24 protein-coding genes and 1 tRNA gene are annotated in these 20,262 nt (G+C 44.1%); 10 read left to right on the top strand and 15 right to left on the bottom strand.

Going from position 1 to position 20,262, the window contains the following annotated elements:
- Positions 1 to 146 precede the first annotated feature (146 nt).
- The 6 genes from aroQ (at position 147) to AC1HCU_RS10305 (ending at position 5,764) form a co-directional block, all read left to right on the top strand.
- Positions 147 to 578: a type II 3-dehydroquinate dehydratase gene (aroQ, locus tag AC1HCU_RS10330; protein WP_480365721.1), complete on the top strand. Its 432-nt coding sequence runs from the start codon at positions 147 to 149 to the stop codon at positions 576 to 578.
- Positions 579 to 746: 168 nt separating this feature from the next.
- Complete coding sequence (gene pyk / locus AC1HCU_RS10325) at positions 747 to 2,219, top strand: pyruvate kinase (protein ID WP_480365718.1); 1,473 nt, start codon at positions 747 to 749, stop codon at positions 2,217 to 2,219.
- Positions 2,219 to 2,860: an O-methyltransferase gene (locus AC1HCU_RS10320; RefSeq protein WP_480365716.1), complete on the top strand. Its 642-nt coding sequence runs from the start codon at positions 2,219 to 2,221 to the stop codon at positions 2,858 to 2,860. The genes pyk and AC1HCU_RS10320 overlap by 1 nt, the downstream gene beginning before the upstream one ends.
- A 3-nt stretch (positions 2,861 to 2,863) precedes the next feature.
- A complete protein-coding gene (gene rbfA / locus AC1HCU_RS10315; RefSeq protein WP_480365713.1) occupies positions 2,864 to 3,202 on the top strand; it encodes a 30S ribosome-binding factor RbfA in 339 nt (112 codons plus the stop codon).
- Positions 3,203 to 3,227: 25 nt separating this feature from the next.
- Positions 3,228 to 4,445: an FtsX-like permease family protein gene (locus tag AC1HCU_RS10310; RefSeq protein WP_321722042.1), complete on the top strand. Its 1,218-nt coding sequence runs from the start codon at positions 3,228 to 3,230 to the stop codon at positions 4,443 to 4,445.
- Positions 4,445 to 5,764, top strand: coding sequence for a UDP-glucose dehydrogenase family protein (locus AC1HCU_RS10305; protein ID WP_480365710.1), 1,320 nt, complete (start codon positions 4,445 to 4,447; stop codon positions 5,762 to 5,764). The genes AC1HCU_RS10310 and AC1HCU_RS10305 overlap by 1 nt, the downstream gene beginning before the upstream one ends.
- Positions 5,765 to 5,792: 28 nt before the next feature.
- Here the strand turns inward: AC1HCU_RS10305 and AC1HCU_RS10300 are convergent, their stop codons facing one another.
- Entirely contained in the window at positions 5,793 to 7,037 is a 1,245-nt protein-coding gene (locus tag AC1HCU_RS10300) for a hypothetical protein (RefSeq protein ID WP_480365707.1), read from the bottom strand.
- Positions 7,038 to 7,150: 113 nt separating this feature from the next.
- On the opposite strand from AC1HCU_RS10300, the gene AC1HCU_RS10295 reads away from it, so the two are divergent.
- Positions 7,151 to 7,225 (top strand) — tRNA-Val (locus AC1HCU_RS10295).
- Between the two features lie 12 nt (positions 7,226 to 7,237).
- Here the strand turns inward: AC1HCU_RS10295 and AC1HCU_RS10290 are convergent.
- Both AC1HCU_RS10290 and AC1HCU_RS10285 read right to left on the bottom strand, forming a co-directional pair.
- Positions 7,238 to 7,459, bottom strand: coding sequence for a polymer-forming cytoskeletal protein (locus tag AC1HCU_RS10290; protein WP_414703298.1), 222 nt, complete (start codon positions 7,457 to 7,459; stop codon positions 7,238 to 7,240).
- A 409-nt stretch (positions 7,460 to 7,868) separates the two neighbouring features.
- Positions 7,869 to 8,132: a DUF2024 family protein gene (locus AC1HCU_RS10285; protein ID WP_480365704.1), complete on the bottom strand. Its 264-nt coding sequence runs from the start codon at positions 8,130 to 8,132 to the stop codon at positions 7,869 to 7,871.
- A gap of 416 nt (positions 8,133 to 8,548) precedes the next feature.
- Here AC1HCU_RS10285 and AC1HCU_RS10280 point away from each other — a divergent pair, with 416 nt between their 5' ends.
- Both AC1HCU_RS10280 and AC1HCU_RS10275 read left to right on the top strand, forming a co-directional pair.
- Positions 8,549 to 8,881: an ArsR/SmtB family transcription factor gene (locus tag AC1HCU_RS10280; RefSeq protein WP_286861036.1), complete on the top strand. Its 333-nt coding sequence runs from the start codon at positions 8,549 to 8,551 to the stop codon at positions 8,879 to 8,881.
- Positions 8,882 to 8,936: 55 nt separating this feature from the next.
- Positions 8,937 to 9,848 (top strand): SRPBCC family protein, encoded by a 912-nt coding sequence (locus AC1HCU_RS10275; RefSeq protein ID WP_286861038.1) that lies wholly within the window; start codon positions 8,937 to 8,939, stop codon positions 9,846 to 9,848.
- A 277-nt stretch (positions 9,849 to 10,125) separates the two neighbouring features.
- On the opposite strand, the gene AC1HCU_RS10270 is transcribed toward AC1HCU_RS10275, so the two are convergent.
- Together AC1HCU_RS10270 and AC1HCU_RS10265 are read right to left on the bottom strand one after the other, a co-directional pair.
- The gene (locus AC1HCU_RS10270) at positions 10,126 to 10,311 is read right to left on the bottom strand and encodes a DUF2200 family protein (RefSeq protein ID WP_286861040.1); all 186 of its coding nucleotides are present in this window, start codon (positions 10,309 to 10,311) and stop codon (positions 10,126 to 10,128) included.
- A gap of 167 nt (positions 10,312 to 10,478) precedes the next feature.
- Entirely contained in the window at positions 10,479 to 10,841 is a 363-nt protein-coding gene (locus AC1HCU_RS10265) for a DUF4180 domain-containing protein (protein ID WP_286861043.1), read from the bottom strand.
- 243 nt (positions 10,842 to 11,084) lie between these two features.
- Here AC1HCU_RS10265 and AC1HCU_RS10260 point away from each other — a divergent pair, with 243 nt between their 5' ends.
- Positions 11,085 to 11,381 (top strand): rhodanese-like domain-containing protein, encoded by a 297-nt coding sequence (locus AC1HCU_RS10260; protein ID WP_286861045.1) that lies wholly within the window; start codon positions 11,085 to 11,087, stop codon positions 11,379 to 11,381.
- Positions 11,382 to 11,476: 95 nt separating this feature from the next.
- On the opposite strand, the gene AC1HCU_RS10255 is transcribed toward AC1HCU_RS10260, so the two are convergent.
- The 10 genes from AC1HCU_RS10255 to porN form a co-directional block, all read right to left on the bottom strand.
- A complete protein-coding gene (locus AC1HCU_RS10255) occupies positions 11,477 to 12,037 on the bottom strand; it encodes a DUF4256 domain-containing protein (RefSeq protein WP_286861046.1) in 561 nt (186 codons plus the stop codon).
- A 193-nt stretch (positions 12,038 to 12,230) separates the two neighbouring features.
- Positions 12,231 to 13,199, bottom strand: a complete 969-nt coding sequence (locus AC1HCU_RS10250; protein ID WP_286861048.1) for a proline iminopeptidase-family hydrolase — start codon at positions 13,197 to 13,199, stop codon at positions 12,231 to 12,233.
- Between the two features lie 49 nt (positions 13,200 to 13,248).
- Positions 13,249 to 14,703, bottom strand: a complete 1,455-nt coding sequence (locus tag AC1HCU_RS10245) for an amidohydrolase family protein (RefSeq protein WP_480365700.1) — start codon at positions 14,701 to 14,703, stop codon at positions 13,249 to 13,251.
- Positions 14,704 to 14,721: 18 nt separating this feature from the next.
- Positions 14,722 to 15,156, bottom strand: a complete 435-nt coding sequence (locus tag AC1HCU_RS10240; protein ID WP_480365699.1) for a hypothetical protein — start codon at positions 15,154 to 15,156, stop codon at positions 14,722 to 14,724.
- Between the two features lie 478 nt (positions 15,157 to 15,634).
- Positions 15,635 to 16,741, bottom strand: a complete 1,107-nt coding sequence (locus AC1HCU_RS10235; RefSeq protein ID WP_480365696.1) for a M23 family metallopeptidase — start codon at positions 16,739 to 16,741, stop codon at positions 15,635 to 15,637.
- 84 nt (positions 16,742 to 16,825) lie between these two features.
- Positions 16,826 to 17,263 (bottom strand): peptidylprolyl isomerase, encoded by a 438-nt coding sequence (locus AC1HCU_RS10230; protein WP_480365694.1) that lies wholly within the window; start codon positions 17,261 to 17,263, stop codon positions 16,826 to 16,828.
- A 17-nt stretch (positions 17,264 to 17,280) separates the two neighbouring features.
- Positions 17,281 to 17,424: a DUF2200 family protein gene (locus tag AC1HCU_RS10225; RefSeq protein WP_480365692.1), complete on the bottom strand. Its 144-nt coding sequence runs from the start codon at positions 17,422 to 17,424 to the stop codon at positions 17,281 to 17,283.
- Between the two features lie 178 nt (positions 17,425 to 17,602).
- Complete coding sequence (locus AC1HCU_RS10220) at positions 17,603 to 18,145, bottom strand: DUF1697 domain-containing protein (protein ID WP_286860498.1); 543 nt, start codon at positions 18,143 to 18,145, stop codon at positions 17,603 to 17,605.
- Between the two features lie 232 nt (positions 18,146 to 18,377).
- The gene (locus tag AC1HCU_RS10215; RefSeq protein ID WP_286860496.1) at positions 18,378 to 18,809 is read right to left on the bottom strand and encodes a two-component regulator propeller domain-containing protein; all 432 of its coding nucleotides are present in this window, start codon (positions 18,807 to 18,809) and stop codon (positions 18,378 to 18,380) included.
- A 443-nt stretch (positions 18,810 to 19,252) separates the two neighbouring features.
- On the bottom strand, positions 19,253 to 20,230 hold the full coding sequence (porN, locus tag AC1HCU_RS10210) for a type IX secretion system ring subunit PorN/GldN (RefSeq protein ID WP_480365689.1): 978 nt from the start codon (positions 20,228 to 20,230) through the stop codon (positions 19,253 to 19,255).
- Positions 20,231 to 20,262: the final 32 nt, after the last annotated feature.

Raw genomic sequence — 20,262 nt, 5'->3', positions numbered from 1 at the left:
CTAACATACATTATTTATTGCCGAGGGTGTCACATGCTGTGATGCCCTCAGCATTTTCAAGAGATATAAACTACAAAATATTGTCGTATCTTTGTGTTTTCAAGGCGTGAGACAAAGATGCGGAATAAAATATAAAGAGTAAAGATATGAAGATTCAGATCATTAACGGACCCAATCTCAATCTGCTCGGTGTGCGCGAGCCGAATGTATACGGCCAGGATAACTTCAATGATTTTCTGACACGTCTGCGGACCGGTTATCCGGATATCGAAATCGGATATTACCAGTCGAACATCGAGGGCGAACTTATCGACAAAATACAGGAGTCCGGTTTTGGCAGTGACGGAATCATCCTCAATGCCGGAGGCTATACCCATACTTCGGTGGCGATCCGCGATGCCATCAAGGCAGTCCCGGTACCGGTGGTGGAAGTGCATATCTCTAACGTGCACGCCCGGGAAGAGTTTCGCCATCATTCTATGCTCACAGCCGTTTGTCTTGGTGTTATCGCCGGCTTCGGTCTCGACTCTTACCGTCTGGCTGTGGAAGCAATCGGAACGGCAAACAAAACTCACTGAAGAGTGTTTATAATTCGGTAGTTATTCAAATTTACTGCGTAAGTTCAGATGTTTGCTGCGTTCGGCAAAAATCTAAATAAGGCGGGTTTTGTACTCACTTATCGCAAATATTCAATGAAAGCGCGGAACGAATAACAGGAACAAAGTGAACCAATATTCAAAAAATATATGCTTAAACAAACCAAAATCATCGCTACCATTTCTGATAAGCGATGCGACGTACCCTTTCTGAAAGAACTGTTTGATGCAGGAATGAACGTGGTGCGACTTAACTCGGCCCATCTCGATGAGGCGGGCTTTCTGAAGATCATCAACAATGTGCGTCAGGTCTCGCCCCATATTGCCATACTTGTGGATACCAAAGGCCCCGAGATCCGTACCACGGTCACCGAAGACCTGATTGAACTGAAGACAGGCGACAAAGTAAAGATCGTGGGTGACCCGCATGGCATCTCATCCATGGAAACCATTTATATTTCCTATCCCAAAATTGCCGAAGAGATGCATGTGGATGACGACATCCTGATTGATGATGGGGAGATTGACCTGAAAGTAATTGAAGTAAACAAGGATTATCTGATATGCGTCGCAATGAACGATGGTGTGGTGGGAAGCCGCAAGAGTGTGAACATCCCCGGTGTACGGATTAACCTGCCGGCCATCACCTCCCGCGACAGAGATTTCATTGCCCTTTCGGTGAAGCACGAGGTGGATTTCATCGCCCATTCCTTTGTACGCAACAAGGAAGATGTGTTTGCGGTGCAGGAGATTCTCGATCAGCTGAAAAGTACCATCAAGATTATTGCCAAGATAGAAAATCAGGAAGGTGTGGACAATGCCGATGAAATTCTGGAGGCTGCATATGGTATTATGGTCGCACGGGGCGACCTGGGTATAGAAGTAGCTCAGGAGAAGATCCCCGGTATACAACGGGTACTTATCAGACAAGCCATTCATCACAAAAAACCTGTGATCGTGGCCACACAGATGCTGCACTCAATGATCCAGAACCCGCGACCCACGCGGGCGGAAATTACCGATATCGCCAACGCCATCTACTACCGTACCGATGCGGTGATGCTCAGCGGGGAGACTGCTTATGGCAAATATCCCGTGGAGGCGGTGAGGACAATGGCCAGTACAGCCTACGAGGCTGAACTGACGAAGCTTACCGAGAATGACATCCGCGTGCCCTATGATCCTGATGATGACCGTGGTGTAACAGAGTTTTTGGCTAAGCAGGCAGTGAAGGCATCCGTGCGGCTAAATGTGAAAGCCATCGTGACCGACAGCCATACCGGGAAAACAGCCCGCGTGCTTGCGGCATTTCGCGGTAAAAGCCCGGTATATGCCATTACCACCACAGAACGTCTTGCACGGGAGCTGGCGCTCTCCTATGGTATCATGGCAGAACATCAGCAAGGAAAGGGCGATGGAAACACCAAGGAGAGCCGGAGGGCCTATTTCACTGAAGCCATCAGGAGGCTGATTGAAAAGAAGATGATCGCACCCAGAGACCGGGTGGCTTATCTGGGCGGCAGCTTTGGCGAAGTGGGTGGTACCACCTATCTTGAAATTTCCGAAGTGTGGCGGATCCTGGAAGCGAAAGAAAAATACAACCTGCCCGATTACACGGTATAATGCAAACGGACAGCAGACTGGAGGATTATATTCTGTCGCATAGCGACATTGAGCCTGAACTTCTGAAGAAGATAGAGCGTGATACCCATGTGAAGATGTTGCAGACGAACATGAACGCAGGTCATCTTCAGGGGAGGCTCTTGAAGATGATCACGCAAATGATCCGCCCAAAACGAATACTGGAGATTGGCACATTTGTCGGTTATTCAGCCCTCTGCTTTGCCGAGGGACTTGAGGAAGGAGGAGAACTTCATACCATCGAGATCGATGACGAGATAGAAAGTATTGCCCGCGCAAACTTTGCCAAATCGGAACATGGACATAAGATCATCCTTCATATAGGAGATGTGATGGAAATCATTCCCATGTTCGGCGATGAGAGTTTCGATCTGGCTTTCATGGATGGTGACAAGGAATCCTACCTGGATCATTTCGAAGCTGTATTGCCGAAACTAAGAAGAGGAGGATTCATTCTCGCAGATAACACGCTCTGGTATGGTAAAGTGGTGGAGAAGGTAAGAAGCAACGATCATTCCACCCTAAGTATACTGAATTTTAACAAACAGCTTGCGGAAGACTCAAGGGTTGACAAAGTGATATTACCTGTGCGTGACGGGTTAACACTCATCAGAAAGAGATAAAATATGGACTCAAACAGACAATTAAAAGTAAACCGGCTGATACAGAAAGAACTCAGCGAGATATTTTTGCTCGAGACAAAGAAAATGCAAGGTGTTTTTGTGTCGGTCACCAACGTGCGTGTGTCGCCCGATCTGGGCCTGGCACATATTTATCTGAGTATATTTCCTTCCGACAAATCCCGGGAGTTTGTGGAAAACATCAATGGTAACGTGAAATCGGTGCGTTATGAACTCGGGAAAAGGGTGGGCAAACAGTTGCGTGTTGTACCCGAACTTACGTTTCATGTGGATGATTCACTCGATTATATCGAGAATATCGACAGGTTGCTGAAAGACCAGTGAAAAACGTTGATTTTCGCATGATATCATGAACGTATCCTTCTTCATTGCCCGGAGATATCTCTTTTCAAAGAAATCGCACAATGCCATCAATGTGATTTCCGCCATTTCGGTGTGTGGCATAGGTATTGCTGCCATGGCAATGGTGTGCGTACTCTCTGTCTTCAACGGTTTTGGCGGCATTGTGAAAGATATGTTCAGTGCCATCGATCCCGACCTCAAAATATCGGTGAAGCAGGGTAAGGTGTTTGACTACCACACAGCGGCATTTGAGGAGGCACTGCGGCTGCAGGGTGTACAGTTGATTTCCGAATCGCTCGAAGAGAATGCACTCTTTAAGTTCGAAGAACAGCAGGTGCCCGTCCGTATGAAAGGTGTGTCGGAAGATTTCAGGCTGATGACCGACATGGAGAAGCTGATGGTAGACGGCTCCTTCCGTTTGCGAGAGGATGTGGTGGATTATGCGACCCTGGGTGCGGGACTGGCCGTGACCCTGGGTGCACGCCCCGGCTTTGTCGATGCCGTAGAAATATATGTACCCCGACGCGATGTGCAGGTAAACCTGGCCAACCCATCAGCAGCATTCACCACCGGATATGTTCAGACAGGCGGGGTTTTTACTCTGAATCAGCCCGAATACGACGATCAGATGGCCATCGTTCCCATAGAGCTGGCCAGAGAGTTATTTAATTACAAGACGGAGGTAACATCACTTGATGTGAAAATTGCTCCGGGCGCTTCCGTCTCCAGGATTAAACGGGAGATGGAACGTATTCTGGGAGATAATTTTCTTGTGGAAAACCGTTTTGAGCAGCAACGAGAATCATTTCGGATGTTACAGATAGAGAAGTGGGTTACCTTTCTGATTCTGGCATTTATACTGTTGATAGCTGTATTTAACGTGGTCGGCTCCTTGTCAATGCTCATTGTGGAGAAAAAAGAAGATATCAGAAGCCTGCAGAACATGGGAGCTTCTCACCGGCTCATCACCCGTATCTTCCTGTATGAGGGATGGCTTATCACGTTCATTGGGATTGTCACAGGAATAGTCACGGGACTGGTATTGTGCCTTTTGCAGCAGAGATTCGGCCTGCTGAAACTAAGCGATACGCCCGGTGCTTATATCATCGATGCCTATCCGGTCATCGTGAAGTTCAGCGATCTGCTCATCGTTTTTGCGGTGGTAAGTGTGACGGGATTGTTGACGGTGCTTTATCCGGTGAATAACTTAAAGAAAAAAATATAATGAAAATTGCAATTGTAGGAACCGGTTATGTAGGTTTGGTTTCAGGCGCATGTTTTGCCGAAATGGGTGTGGATGTGACTTGTGTGGATATCGACAACGACAAGATTGAAGGGTTAAAGCATGGGGTCATTCCTATTTACGAGCCTGGACTGAAAAATATTGTAATCCGGAATTACGAAGCTGACAGGCTTCATTTCACGACCAGTCTGCCGTCGGTACTGAATGATATGGAGATCATTTTCATTGCTGTGGGAACACCCTCTGATGAAGAGGGAAATGCCGACCTTTCTTATGTGATGAAGGTGGTAAACACCATCGCCGATCACATGGAGAAACCATTGTTAATTGTGACCAAGAGCACGGTTCCTGTCCGTACATCCTACCGTATCAGGGATGTGATCCGGAAACGGCTGAATGAGCGCGGACTTCAGAAACTGAATTTTGATGTGGCCTCCAACCCTGAATTTTTAAAAGAAGGTGCTGCTGTAAACGACTTTATGAGTCCCGACCGTGTGGTGGTAGGTGTTGAAAGCAAAGAGGCGGAGGAGCTGATGTCGAAATTATACCGTCCGTTCCTGTTGAACAACTTTCGGGTTATCTTCATGGATCTATTGTCCTCGGAGATGACCAAGTACGCCTCCAATGCCATGCTGGCTACCCGTATCAGCTTTATGAATGATATTGCCAATCTCTGTGAGCTGGTGGGTGCCGATGTAAACATGGTGCGCCGTGGTATGGGCAGCGATTCCCGTATTGGCAGGAGTTTCCTTTATCCAGGTTGTGGTTATGGAGGCAGCTGTTTCCCCAAGGACATCCGCGCCATCATGAAGGTAGGGGAAGATGCGGGCTATGAAATGAGTGTGATCAAAGCAGTGGAGGAGGTCAACAACCGCCAGAAGACTATTCTCTTTCATAAATTCAGTCGATATTTCAATGGAGATATCAAAGGTAAGACCGTGGCGGTGTGGGGACTGGCTTTTAAACCGGAGACCGACGATATGCGTGATGCACCCTCGCTCACTCTGATAGAGAGTCTCCTTGCAGCAGGAGTTTCAGTACGTGCATATGATCCTGCAGCCATGCAGGAAGCACGTAAGTATCTGGACGATAGGATTTACTATGCAGCCGATATTTATGATGCGGCCAACGAAGCCGATGCGCTGATTGTGCCCACCGAATGGAAAGAGTTCCGTATGCCCAACTGGTCTATTTTGAGGAAAATTATGAACAACCATCTGGTCATCGACGGTCGCAATATCTATAGCAAGGAGGAGCTGGCTTCCTATGGTTTCGGCTACAGCGGGATAGGACAGAAATAATACGTCGTGGGCTTTACTTTATCTGCATTTAGAAATATCTTTTCGCGGGACGCCCGAAGCTGCCAAAACTAAGTGTGATCATGTGCATGTTTCCTTCCAGCAGATCGTGTTTTCTGTTGTAATTGGGCATGTAAAAAGTATAGCGTAATCCCAGACAGGTTCCTCCATAGCGGGAGAGGTCTGTCATTTTGCTCCAGGTGTTCAGCTTCAGATCCAGTCCGATCAGATAGTTCAGCGCCGACAATTCATCAAAATCGCCCAGCTCGGGATGATTTTTTATCTCTGTATCTGTGGGACCCATGCCCATTCCCCCGATCCCGATGAAAGGTGAAAATTTGATATCACGCCTTTGGTAGACCGGGTACTGAAGTGTAAGGTCTGCACCCACCAGATATCCCTTGACATTGACCGGCCAGATGATTTCCTTATTTATAACCTCCCGTTTGGTTTTGGTGGAAGAATAGTTGAAGCGCAGGGAGAGATCTAAATCCCTGTAGAGCACATCCAGCGCGAAACCTCCGGCCACATTGTTGCTAAAATGTCTACTCAGACCACCTGTTAGCGTATTATAACCCAGATAAAATTCATATCCGAGTCCCCAGTTTCCGGGCCGGAAGCGGTAACGGATAAACCGGCGTGTGTAGCCGGCATACTCACCTTCTCCGTAGGTATCCAGAAATCGGGTTGCCATAGAATTCACCTCCTCCATCTCCTGTTCATCGTCCACTCTTTCGGGTGTAAAAAGAAGAGCATAGAGCCACAATTTGAGGAACTCCTTTTCTTCCATACCCAGTTCCGCATTGTCTATATTAACAGTTAGTGGCAAATAGGATTCTGCAGATTTCTTTCCTACCTCCTCATGGAGATGATCGTTATCGGAAATCATTCTCAGCATAGATGTGGTCCTGTACCTTTCTCCCATCTGCCAGTAACTGTCACTGTTCCAGTGGGTGTCAGCAGAAAACTGTTTAGCCTCATGCAGTAATTCGGCATAATCTTCGGTCCAGAACGAAAGTAACCAGTACTCAACAGGAAGATAAACTTTGTAAGGATTATATATTTCACCGGCAAGATAATCTTTCACCTCTTTTAAGGCAGGCAGATCTCCCTTCCGCAGATGTTCCAGGGTGAGCGAACGACCTTTAGAGATCATTTCGAGATCACTGGCATGCCGGCTAAGTATTTCGTTTTTGATGGAGTCGTTCTGTTGTGCATCGATAAACGGGGTACTAAGTGTCAGAACAACGAATGTAAGTATGATGTATCTATTCATCGGTTAATATTTAAATAGAAAAGATTGCAGTCTGTCTGTTCAAAAGTACAAAGATATATGATTATTTATTATAGTTTTCAAATATGTATATTTTTCCGTAAATTTGCAACCCTGAATCGTTAGCTCAGCTGGTTTAGAGCGCTGCCTTGACAGGGCAGAGGCCACTGGTTCGAATCCAGTACGGTTCACTCCCTTTGTGCTTATGCGTGTTCCATGTTCCGTTTTTCCTGTTGTCCGATTTTCAGGCTCCCATTGTATCTGCTTCCCTTCTCCACTTGCAGGAAATCAGAGAAGATATCGGCCTGGGCCGACTCGGTAGACTTTAAAATAAACTCCTTGCTTCTGATTATGCCGGTAATATTTCCGCAGATAATAAGCTGATCGCTCTCCAGTGTTCTGTTTACTGCTGCCTTCTCTCCCATTATGATACCCTGTTTCGAGTTGTCCGCTGTTTACCCGCTCCCTTTTTTTACATCTATTTGCCTGAGATATCCGTAGAGTGTCTGTAGTTTTTTTTGTGTTCAATGATGATGCACCTTCCGTATCCGGCCTAGAATCCAGCAAAGGTGACAACTCCACCCCGGTGGTCTTTATGTTGTCACCTACACAACCTCTGTAATCAATGCCAGAATGAAAATCCTTGCCTCCACCTGTAAAGGGATTACGGTGATACCCGAATGTGGAGGTTATTTCGCCTCCCGGAGGTGAACCAGGCGGTGCTGCGTTTAATTTGTTTTCCAACTCCCATACCTGCTGTTGGTAAAAACTGGCAAATACTTTGATGTGGGTGATATCAAAGCTGACGCCCATACCTCCTACTACCTTATACCATCAATTGCAGTTTTCTATTTCTACGATATAATAACCATCTTGGATGATTTCTTCCTCATTGCCAGGCCGTAGAGATTCTATATGACAAAATGTGCACTCTTCGGAAGAAAGTGGTTGTCCTTCTTCTCCCTTGGTTTTCAGGTACGACCTGCCAAAAGCGTATATCTTTTCAGCATCTTTAATTTCCTCTGGGGCAATGATATCGAAATGCATGATTGTCCCATCTTTTTTCGTTACGTAGGTGTCCCATACTGCTACTTGCATCACATTTGATTTTAAATATTTTACGCAACATTGCTTTGGTCAGTTTCAATAACAAATTCGATGTGGTATTGGTTTGCTACGAATATGTTAAACTCAACAGGCCGCATACCAAAAGCAGGAAACAAGCCTGTTTGTCCGCCTCCTGCCTCATCATGTTACATTAAGATGTTGATTGTGAGTCACCTTTCAAAAATCAGAATTTTTTCAATCTCGTCGCCCTGACGAATCTTGTGTGGCCCTGAAATAAAAATTGGTGTTCATATACTTCAATGAATGGATTAGTCCATGTTGCTGCCTCTACAACATATAGGTGGCTGACGATGTTTTGTTAAATATTTTTCAAGACTTGCCCATGTAAAAAGTTATCTGCATATTTGCAACCATATGGTTTCATAATAACCCAAGATAAGTAATAAATGACAGCAAGAAGAGATATATTTCAAGCAATAGCAGACCCCACAAGACGGGCAATCATTGCACTGGTTGCAGTACAGACGATGACGCCCAACGCAATTGCCGATCATTTCGACACCTCCAGGCAGGCTATTTCCAAACATCTGCGTATCCTCACAGAATGCGGAGCCTTGAAATCGGAACAACGGGGCAGAGAGATATATTATCAACTCGAGATTGAAAAGATGAAAGAAATTGACCAATGGTTGGAGAGGTTCCGAAGAGTCTGGGAAGAGCGGTTTGAGTATCTCGACAGGCTACTTGCGGATCAGAAAAGCAACCCTGAAATCAGATAATTACAACAATATCTGCTTTATTTATTCAATGTGTAACATTTTAAAAAATCAAAAGATGGAAACAACAAAAATCACAGTTCAGTCGACTATTCAAGCCGGCATTCAAAAAGTATGGGACTACTACACCCAACCCGAACATATTATCAGTTGGAATTTTGCAAGTGACGACTGGCATTGCCCGAGTGCAACCAACGATTTACGCGTGGGTGGCCAATACAATGCGAGGATGGAAGCCAAAGACGGGAGTTATGGATTCGATTTCAGCGCACAGTATGATGAGGTGGTAGCGTTTGAAAAAATAGCCTATACGATGGAAGATGGTCGAAAAGCCCTGATTACATTCAGTGGTGATCAAGGCACTACGTTGGTGAAGGTTATATTTGATGCGGAAAACCAGAACGATCAGGAGATGCAAAGGGCCGGTTGGCAGGCCATTCTCGATAATTTCAAAAAATATGCGGAGTTGAAAACGGCGCGAATATTTGATTTTTTCGTTGATAAGGTAAACAATACCATCTATGTACGGCGCGACTTCAACGCCACCCTTCAAAGGGTTTGGCAAGCCTGGACAACAGCCGAGCTGTTGGACCAGTGGTGGGGACCGAAACCCTGGAGGGCAGAGACCAAGACAATGGATTTCCGCGAAGACGGACACTGGCTTTATGCCATGGTCGGTCCAGATGGGGAGAAGCATTGGGGAAGAGCAGATTACATCAGTATAAATAAGGAAGAATCGTTCAGTGCAAAAGATAGTTTCTGCGATGAAAACGGAACGGTGAATTCGGAGCTTCCACAGAATTTATGGGAAATACTGTTTCGTGAAACGGACGGTAAAGTCCTGATTGATTTGACATTCACTTTTGATAGTCTTGAAGACCTTGAAACCAACATTCAGATGGGCTTCAGAGAAGGCTTTACCATCGGGTTGAATCAATTGAACGAGCTTTTGCTTACAATGGAAAAATAATATTTCAGTATATTAGGAAACCAGAGAGATGAGACCAATTTTTATTCTCCTCTTTCTGGTTTCTAGCATCTAATAAATATTGCAACAAATATCTGGCCTGTGGCAAGAAAAGTACATGTAAAAAAGCAATGGCATCAATCTTCACCAGAAAATCGGGATACGTCAATACCGAATTGAACAGTTAAACACATTACTTTTTTTAGTTTTTTCTCAATCTTGTAGTTTTTTATTAAGTTTACTTCCGGATATAATCTGTTAATTTTGAATGAGATATCGCTCATAAAACAAGTGGCAGAAACACAGAGATGAATACATTTTCCAACTCCTTCTTACTGTATCCGGTTAGCCAGCAGATGATTTCGTCCACTTCTTCCTTGCTGCGACCTTTCTTTTCTACTTTCTCCACATAATAAGGATAGACCCCGGAAAATAGTAATTTACAGATTCTCTCTTGATTTTTCATTTTTTGTATTTATTCTGTGAAATATATACAGAATTCCTTCAAATTTAAAACGTAAGTCTAAGGAATAATAACGTGATTTTGCTTGATCCAAGACAAGAATTTATGACTTTTTGCTATTAATATGAGTCAGTAGATGAAGCCAGAGTGGAATCAGTATCGTAATGCTGCTAATTTCCGGAAAAAATCCTGACCGCTTCGTCTACTGAATGCACGAAAATTACCTGTTTGTGTTGATTGCTTTCGCGTATGAAGTCTTTGATACTTTTACTTTCGTACTGTGAGAAGTCGCCCACAATGGCAAGGGGCATCCGATAGTTCGAGAACTTTTGAAGTATCTCGCCGGCAATTCCACTTTTCAAATCAAAAAAATCAGGAGTGATATCCTTCTCATGCATGATCATTTTGTCAAATCCCTGGTAGTAGATATTACCCAGTAAATTCAATCCTTCTTCAGGTGAGTTAATCAGCATTGAGCCTGATGTGATTTCCGCGATCTTGATATTGTCTACCTTGTGTGTTTTAATTTCCATTATAGCTCCTTTAACGTCAGATTTTATAAGATCGATAACAATTGATGAAGCTGCATAGTTCAACTGTGTATAAAGGAAACTAAACCTTTATCCACTTTAGAGTGTTTATCTTGTGTCACAAAATCACATCTGTAAATCATTTCAATCACGACGAAAATACACTCCGGCGTGGTTATAGGTAAAGCTGTCAAGTTGTTGAAATAGAGGTGTTTGTGAAACATCGGTCAATATAAACAATAGGTTATGGGATTTTTAAGTAGATTATTCAAATTACCCAATAAAGAGGAATTAAAAGAAAAGATAGACAAGGGTGCTCTGCTACTGGATGTACGCACGAAGGAAGAATTTGATGCAGGGCATGCGAAAGGTGCTGTGCATATTCCCCTTACCTCACTTCCGAATAAACTGAAAACTATTCAAATGAATTTACCCCTCATTGTGGTTTGCGAAAGCGGGGCCCGTAGCGCCCAGGCTGTCCGGTTTCTTATCAGCAATGGCTTCGAGGCATATAACGGTGGAAACTGGAGGCCATTTGCATGACTACCTTGTACTACCACGATTGTCTTTAGAGTTAACCGCTGCAATAACCTTTTTCACCTTTAATTATTTTTTTCGTGAAAGAGCCATGGGTGTTTTCAAACTTTCAGAATTCCCCTGAAGCCTCGTGAAGCGTAGTAGGATTCGGCTCCGTTGTGATAGATGAAGGTGCGCCCATATCGGGAATCGCCAAAAAGTGAACCGCCCCTTTCACGCACATCATCGGGTGTGACTATCCAGCTGGAGGTTTTTATGTCGAACTCACCCAGTTTCTGCAGGTCGGTATATTGCATTTCGTCCAACAGATCGATGCCCATCTCCCGTGCCATGCCCAATGCACTGCCTTTGGGCTTGTTTTCCCTGCGTGATTTTAAGGCAGCCTCATCATAGCAGAGGCTACGGCGACCTTTGGGACTTTCTGGTGAGCAGTCGCAAAAGACGTATTCCTTTGTATTGTCATCATAACCGGTTACATCGGGCTCACCGCCGGTCTCCTCCATTTCGTTGAGCGACCACAGTTTGTCCTGATTTTTTTCCAGTCTTTGTTGTACATCTCTCCATTTTACATCGGGATGGCGATGCATGTTTTGTTCGAAGCGATTTTTGAGGGTGGTGAACAAGCTGTGGACCTGTTCAGGGGAAATAGTTGTCCAATTCATATCCAAGGGTATAAATTTGTAAATCGATCACTCCGGGCACACATCGTTTGAGGTGGTGCCGGTGCTGTTGTCTAACATTTATTTACCTGTTTTGGTTCGACCCGGATATTGATTGGATGCACGTGTACATCGAAATAACAGCCTGTAAATCATAAAAGGGACCGCTTGTTGATGAATGCTGATTTCTTTATTTTTAATTTCCGGAGTCTACCGATAATAAAAAATTTCGCACTACCCGAACGTTTTCTTCTTCTGCATCCCACATGGTTATATGAGCCGAATTGGGGAATACATAATATTCGCTGCCGGCCACTTCTCCTGCAAAACTTTTGACCAGTTGTGGTCCCGATGTATCGAACTCGCCGACAGTAAAGAGGGTGGGTACGGTAATAACCTGCAGATACTGGCTGCTATCGTAATCTTTTAATATACCAGTAATTGAAAAATCACTTGGTCCAAGCATATAATAGTTCAAGACTGCGTTAAAGGTGGCCATAATACTGTCCAGTTCTATCATATCCGGTTTTCGTGAGCCATAGAGATCGTTGAACATAGTCAGGGCCTCCTGATAGTGGAGATTCATATAGTCACCCGAGGAGTCGGCTTCAGCAACTGCTTTTTGTAATGAATCGGGCAAGGATTTGAGAAGCTGTACACAATTCTCTTCATATGCAGGAACATCAAAGCAGGCCCCTGCAAAGGTAAGAGAAGCCACATGATCGGGAAAGGCTGCGTAATATTCAAGGGCGACCATCGTCCCGAAAGAATGCCCCAACAGATTCCATTTGTTGAGACCCAAAGCTTTTCGTAGCGAATCGAGTTCTGTCACTCTTTGTTCAACAGTGAACATGGTTGTGTCTTCCGTGTAGGTGGATTTTCCGCTACCAAGCTGATCATAACGAATAACCTGACGATCATTTCCCAATTCTTCAAACGGTTTCAGGTAAAAGCTGGAGGCACCGGGACCGCCATGGATCAGGACAACCGGTATTCCAGTTCCGTTGCCGGATACTTTATACCATATTTTCCCTCCGGAAACCGGGAGATTCCCTTCACCCGTTTCCAGCAACGGTTTATTACATGAAATCAAACCCCAGCACAGAAAAGTCAATATGAAAACGACAAGGGTCAGATCCCGACGCTGTTGCGCATTTTTTTTCATGATTGTATGTTTTGAAAGAAGTAAAATGTAAAATGAATCTTTTGACAAATTATTTCATATACTGAACCATTGTCTCTTCCTTTTGAAGCATAGTATCCAAATCAGCTCTTGACAAATATCTACCCGCCCTGAATACTGCATTTATTTCTCGGGTGTTGTTGATGTTTTCCAGTGGATTTGCATCCAGGAGAACGAGATCGGCTTGTTTCCCCGGTTCCACGGTCCCTGTCTTATCAAGTACCCCCAGTACGGTTGCAGCGTTTTTTGTTGCAGCTTGTATGGCTTCCATTGGGGTCAAACCTGCTTTTACCAGTAAATCCAGTTCATCATGCAAGCCAAAACCGGGAAAATTATACGGATTTGTCCAGCTCACGTCCGTACCAGCTATCATGGGAACTCCTGCTTCACAAAGCAATTGAAGTATTTCAAAATTTTTTCCGATGATTTCTTTTACGTACATAAAATCCTCATCACTTAATTTTGCACTCATCGGATTTGCACTCATCTTTCTCCAGGTCTTTAAATATGAATCGGGAACATATTTAAGCCGGTCATCATTAGTTGCCAACGTTTCATTTAACTTCAACCATCCGTCCCACAATATAAAATTCGGACACTGATAACTTCCACTTTTCTTTAAATCCGAAAATAACTTTTGAGCCTTTACCGGATCATACGTTTTCAGAATTTCATCTGTTTGAACCCAGTATAATAATCTTACAATATCATCAAAAGATCTGTTGTGTTGCGTAACTGTCTGAATCAACTGCTGCCTGATTGAATCTTCATTTGAAGAACATGCCAGAAGAATTCCAAATAAATGTTCGAATGTACCCATACCCTCCTGGGCAACTTCACTCATGTTGAAAACAATCGGACAGTGACCTCCTACAGGTACGTTCTGTTTTTTGGCTTCGTAGAGTAGAGCTTTAAAAGCTTCAGGCTCGTATAAATCGAATATCTTCACGAAATCAGCGCCGCTATCTTTTACCTTCCTTATAACCGCGACAGCATCTTCCTTCGTATTCATCTGCATGATGCCATCCCATTGCTGATCTTTTCCAAAAATTACAACAGGGATATAAATGTCGGGTCCAATTAGTTTTTTTTCGGAAATTTGTCTCCTCAATTCTGACAAATACCTGAAATATTTCTCGTTACAAGTCATTTGCCTTACACTGGTTACTCCGTTGGCAATCAGTAAAGGGAGGAATAATTCACTATGGGAGATGTGTACATGCATGTCCCATAATCCGGGTATCAGATACATCCCTCTTCCGGATATCACTTTTGTGCCATGTGCAGGTTCTGATGCATTGCTTTGCAGAATGCTTACAATTGAATCTCCCGTAATGAACACCGTCATGTCTGCTAGCGGTGCATTTCCGGTTCCATCTATTACGGTTACATTTACAATTGCTACATCAGACGCAATCACCTTCGGGTTTTCCTGACTGAAGGTAAGGGCAGGAAGCATGATTAGAAGAACCAATAATTTTCTCATGCCTGGCCATTTTAGAAATTATTTGAGACGAACATATTTTTCAGTGACGTATTTCTGCTGAAGATTCCAGTTTTCATCTGCCGGCCAACTCTGTATGAGTGTGTCATTCTTAATCTCTATCAACATGTTGATCGTCTTCTCTTTCGCTTTTGGAAGTAAATGGTTTTCTAAAATGTACTCTTGGTAATGGTTGCCTTCAGAGATTTTATAAGTACCCCAGCCATAATTATCGAAAACCACCGAATCCTTCTGAAAAAAACCGGCAAAAGCGAAACACCCGTCTGCCCAGAATTTTACACCTGAACCGGTGTCTTGTTCCCAAAAAGGTACATCGCTCATGCGATCCTCCACCTTTACCAAACGCCATGCACCCTCAATGGCACTTTTCTGAGGAAAACTGCTACATAAGATCATCCCCAAAGTCATTAGAGAAAGAAAAACCTTTGTTTTCATGATTCGATAAATTTTATAATCTTGGCAATAACAATCCAGAAGCCTTACAGCACCTCCCTTCTACGGCCATTCAACGCCATAGTCAACCCGACCTAACCGAAATAAAATCCCGTTATCAATCAAAAATATAATTAAAACTATACAACATGACGACACGCCGTTATAACTAAAAATGCAAAGAATTGCATTTTACAGACACAGGAATTTACAATTTGGACTATAAATACATTTGTGAATTTTAAACTGCTGACAGACAAGGTGAAAGACGTGTTTTTTTGTGCAAATTCATTTTTTATGCAACGAAGTTAAATAAATATAATAATATTGTCATTGAAAGAATGCTGGATATTGTGCATTCAGCGGGTTAAGAATGGGGTTGTCACGTCCTGAAATAAGTTTAGGCTTACTGTGAAAATCCCTTCGTTGTCTTTCATGGCACGCGTAATATCCATGTATTTCCCGTCTGCCATTTTCAAGTTCATTCAAAACTGACAATGGAGATTTGTTCCATCATGGCATTGGCAACTACTGTCGGCGTAATGGGCCCTGTTTCAAAATCGGCCATTTTTGTATACTTTTTGAAGACAAACGGGAGCCCGTTTGAGAAAAGCAGATCGGCTCCGTCCGTAATTTCGAAATGCAAATGAGGAGCGGTAGAATTGCCCGAATTACCCAACAAACCAATGGGATCACCCTCCTTTACGTTATCCCCCTCCTTCACCATAAACGAGTGGGGAACGCAATGTGCATAGAAGGCATATTGTCCGTTGCCAATATTCAGAACAAGATAATTCCCGCCCAACTCATCTATGGTATTCAGCGTGACGTCCATCGCATCCCCGTTGTTTTCGGCCCGGCCGTCCTTTATGGAATGTACGATGCCGTCTGCCACAGCATACAAAGTATCCTTGTAGTTAAAATATGATTCGTTTACTTTGGGATCTCCATTCAAAAGATTGTCCATTTCGTCATTCAGCTGTGCATTGTCAAAAGCAAAACGTTCTCCCCGGTGTATTTTACCGTCGACAAAAAATAACCTGAAAAAATGATATCCCAGGGTGGACTGATTCACAAACAGCCAGTTATTTCCTTTTACGGGAGATGAGATGGCGACAGGTGTCTCACCAAGTCGTGGAGTAAAAACGCCACCTTCCACAATAACCTCTTTCTGCTGAATGGTATCCCTAAACATGAAGCGATGTGAAATCCTGGCGGGTTTGGTTTGATCCAACGGGATGGGAAGTTGTATGGACAGGTAATAGCTCGAGATTTGATCATAAGCGAAGTAGGGATTCGGTTCTAACGGTTCCTTGTTGATAAATGGCAAATCCGGCTGGGTGATTGTCATTAACTCAGCTTTGGAACGATCATCCAGAACAACTATCTGTTCAAGCCTGAGTCCCTCTTTTTCCCATTCCCATGCTTGTAGCGTATAGGGTATCCGATAATATTTCTCCGTTTGAAAAGGGATATCGTTGATCACCACTTCAATTTTTCCAGAATCCACCGGAGTGGGGGTGGCATCACATCCTGGCAGTATCAATGAGCCGATAAAGAGGAATGCAAGAACAATTTTTGTTTTCATGTCAGCATGTGAAAGGTCGGTAGCCTCCATCGATTCCTCTGTGTGGTGGGGCACAAACAGGTTCGATGATCGGCTTTTAATGGGTTACTCTTCAAAAATCAGAATTTTCTCAATCTCGTCGCCCTGGCGAATCTTGTCAATTACTTCCACTCCTTCGTACACTTTCCCAAAGCAGGTGTGGTGACGGTCGAGATGAGCCGTGTTCTCGCGACTGTGACAGATGAAAAACTGCGAACCTCCGGTGTCACGTCCGGCATGGGCCATGGACAATACGCCCCGATCGTGGTACTGGTTATTCCCGTCGAGTTCGCATTTGATTGTATAGCCCGGTCCCCCGGCTCCTGTACCATTGGGGCATCCGCCCTGAATCACAAAGTTTGGGATTACACGGTGGAAAGTCAATCCGTTGTAAAAACCCTCCTCTGCCAGTTTTACGAAATTGGCCACGGTGTTAGGGGCATCTTCCTCATAAAACTTTACTTCCATGATCCCTTTTGCGGTATGTATCTCTGCTGTCAGCATATTTCCTACTTTTTAGATTATTGAATTATGAACTTGCAAAAGTAGTTATTTTGGAGGTGAAATAAAAAGAAGCGTCGTTCCTTTTTGGCGTATCCGGTCAGCCAGCAGATGATTTCGTCCACCTCAGCCCTGTTACGGCCTTTCTTTTCCCCTTTCTCCACATAATACGGATAGACAACGGGAAAAGATGATTTGCATATTTTCTCCTGATTTTTCGTTTTATGTAAACTTTACGCTTATCATCATGTGCCGGAACCGATGCTCTTTGTGATGCGGAATGTTGATTTGGTGCTCCCCGTGATAAAATTACACAAAGGCACTCATTTCCTGAATAAGTGATTACCCCTGCATATTCGTGATTATTTGATGCAGTTTACGCACCGTATTTACATTTCGGATGGTCATATTCCTGTAAAGATCTGTACCCATCAGTTTCATCATTCCGCTCTGGCTGTAGTCCTCCCCTTTCACATTCCACAATACGGCACCAGGAACGTATTTTACATTATCTACAGGTGTGATCTTTATTTTCTCCAACACATCCGGCCGGTCGTATTTTTCCCACAGGAACATCACATCTGTCCGCATATTTTCATTTTTCATCCATGTGGAAGGTAGCTCCCGGCAAATGGCGTTCAACTGGTCACTGTTGATTACAATGACTTTTACATCCAGTTGAAAATCCTTTCTGACAGCTTCATCGATCATCTGTGTCAGCTCGTCTTTCCTTTTCAACGAGTCCTCAAACAGAACATTGCCGGAGTTGATAAAGGTGGAGACATGGGAAAATCCCAGGGACTCAAAGGTTATTTTGAGTTTTTTCATCTCCACTTTGTTATTTCCACCCACGTTGATTCCTCTGAAAAGGGCAAGATAAATCATATGTCATCCAATTTATGTATGTGCCATATATAAGTAACCCAGACCGCTACTTTCATTCTATTCAAATATATGGATTTTGTGCGATATTGCTGTTATCTTACAGGATAACAAATGATACCGTATATTAGTTTATCAGCCAGTACTGTATCAGCTGATAGGTGATCTTGCCGAATAGAATAACCTCCGTGTTGTGTATCAAGTTCGTATAATGGCTGGCTATTTTTCTATTTTACTAGTTATCATCTGTCAATTTAAGTAAGCCGGTAGAAGTTCCGAACCATTTATTCCCTTTTGAACCTGCCGCAATTGCTCGAACAGGGTCAATGTCTAATCCATTCACTTTTGTATAAGTCGTCCACTTTTCTCCATCAAAAACGGAAATACCCCATCCATTTGAACCAAACCAAAGGTTTCCTTTAGTATCAATATCTTCCGAAAGAATAGGAGAGTTTGCTACCAGCCATTCTGTCTCCGTACCATGATTTGTCCAATTTACGCCATCAAATTCAGATACTCCATAATCAGTACCTATCCAAATATCATCTGAAGCATCAATTGCAATAGCGTGTATATTATTATTTGGTAGTCCTTCTTTGGTAGTAAACATTGTCCATTTTAGAGAAATTGTATCATCTACTTCATTTTTTTCATATGAAACGAGCATGAATTACGAAGTAATCGACTTTGTCAAAATCATTATCATACAAGATCATGACTAATGCGAGTTCCATATGACACCATTGAAAATAAATATTTTAGTCATATGAAAAATTAATCAGTGAAATCAGAACCAGTAAAACAAAATTTAAAGTTTTCATCATATTGTATTTTAAAATCATGCATATACTATCATACGTCTGTTCTTGACTCGCCATTCACGAATGGAGGATTTACGAAAGTTTATGACAACATTCGTAAATGCCAATTTTATGACATGCGTAAAAATCGTCATACAGGAGGTGTTTACAAAGATTCATCAAAACCGGATGCCGTGGTAGAAACAAGTGTCATCCATCAGTATCAGGGTTGTGAGGCACATATAACAATTATTCACATCAAAAAATAAGAAAGCGATCTATTTGGTTAAATGAACGATTTTTTGCGGTATCAGTACCTCCGGTTGCGCATGGTTTGGGATGCGGAGGTGGTGGTGCCGGAAGATTTTTTGTTGCTGCTACGCTTCACCTCGCGGGGTGGGGTGGCAATCACTTCTCCTTCCTTGCGGATGAGCTGTTCAACATCGAGGAGCTCCCGCTCAATCCGTTCCTGTTCGGCCTTCATCTCTTCGGGGGTGGAGGTGTACTGTGAGATGGAACGATTACCGGGGTTGCCGGTTTTGTAGATCTCGCCTTTGTAGCTTCTCTTCCGGAAGAAGTCGTCTATGCTCCCGGTGACGCTGTTGTTGAGGGCGGAGGCCATCAGCGGCATCCGGCGGGCGTAGGGTGACAGTTCCTCATAGAGAATCCAGAAAAGGGGGTAGCGGGTATCGGGCAAGGCATCCTCCTCCTGCCGGAAGAGGATGGGACAGAGGGCCAGGGGCCTCACCCGGAAAGCGGAGGTGGCGCTGTCGAAGTAGTAGGCTTCCTTCAGGTAGTAGCCCAGTACTTCGTGGGAGGGCAGGTCTGCATCGTTCACCGTGATGGTGCCGTTTTCGGCTGTATGGTAGATGCCGAAGCGGGTGAGCAGTTCGGGAAAGCGGACGCGGTATTCCTCGGTAAACTCCTCGCGTCCGTCGAGATATTCATACGCCCGGATGTGATCTTCCTGCAGCAGACGGAAGATGAGGGTGAAGAGGTTGTGCTGGCCCGCTGTGGGGGTGACGGGGTGGTAGAGGGGTGCGTTGACCTCGTTCGTGAGGTCGATATAGCGATAGATGATACGCGACCAGCGGGCACTGGCGATCTCCTCTTCCCAATTGAGGTTGGGCTGGTTTCCCCGGATGGCCGGGACAGATGCTACCTGTGGTATCTGCTGTGCCTGTTGCCGTCGTTGTTCAATCCGCTCCCGGGCGGTGGTTTGCGGGTAGAGGGCAGTTGCCGGTGCCAGTGCCAGCAACAGGAAAAAGCATATTATTCGGGTTGTCATATCTTTTTAACTTTCAGCCTTTGGCTTTTGAT

The sequence above is a fragment of the Proteiniphilum sp. LBM24028 genome (assembly GCF_056629195.1).
This window is presented reverse-complemented; position numbering and strand designations above follow the sequence as displayed.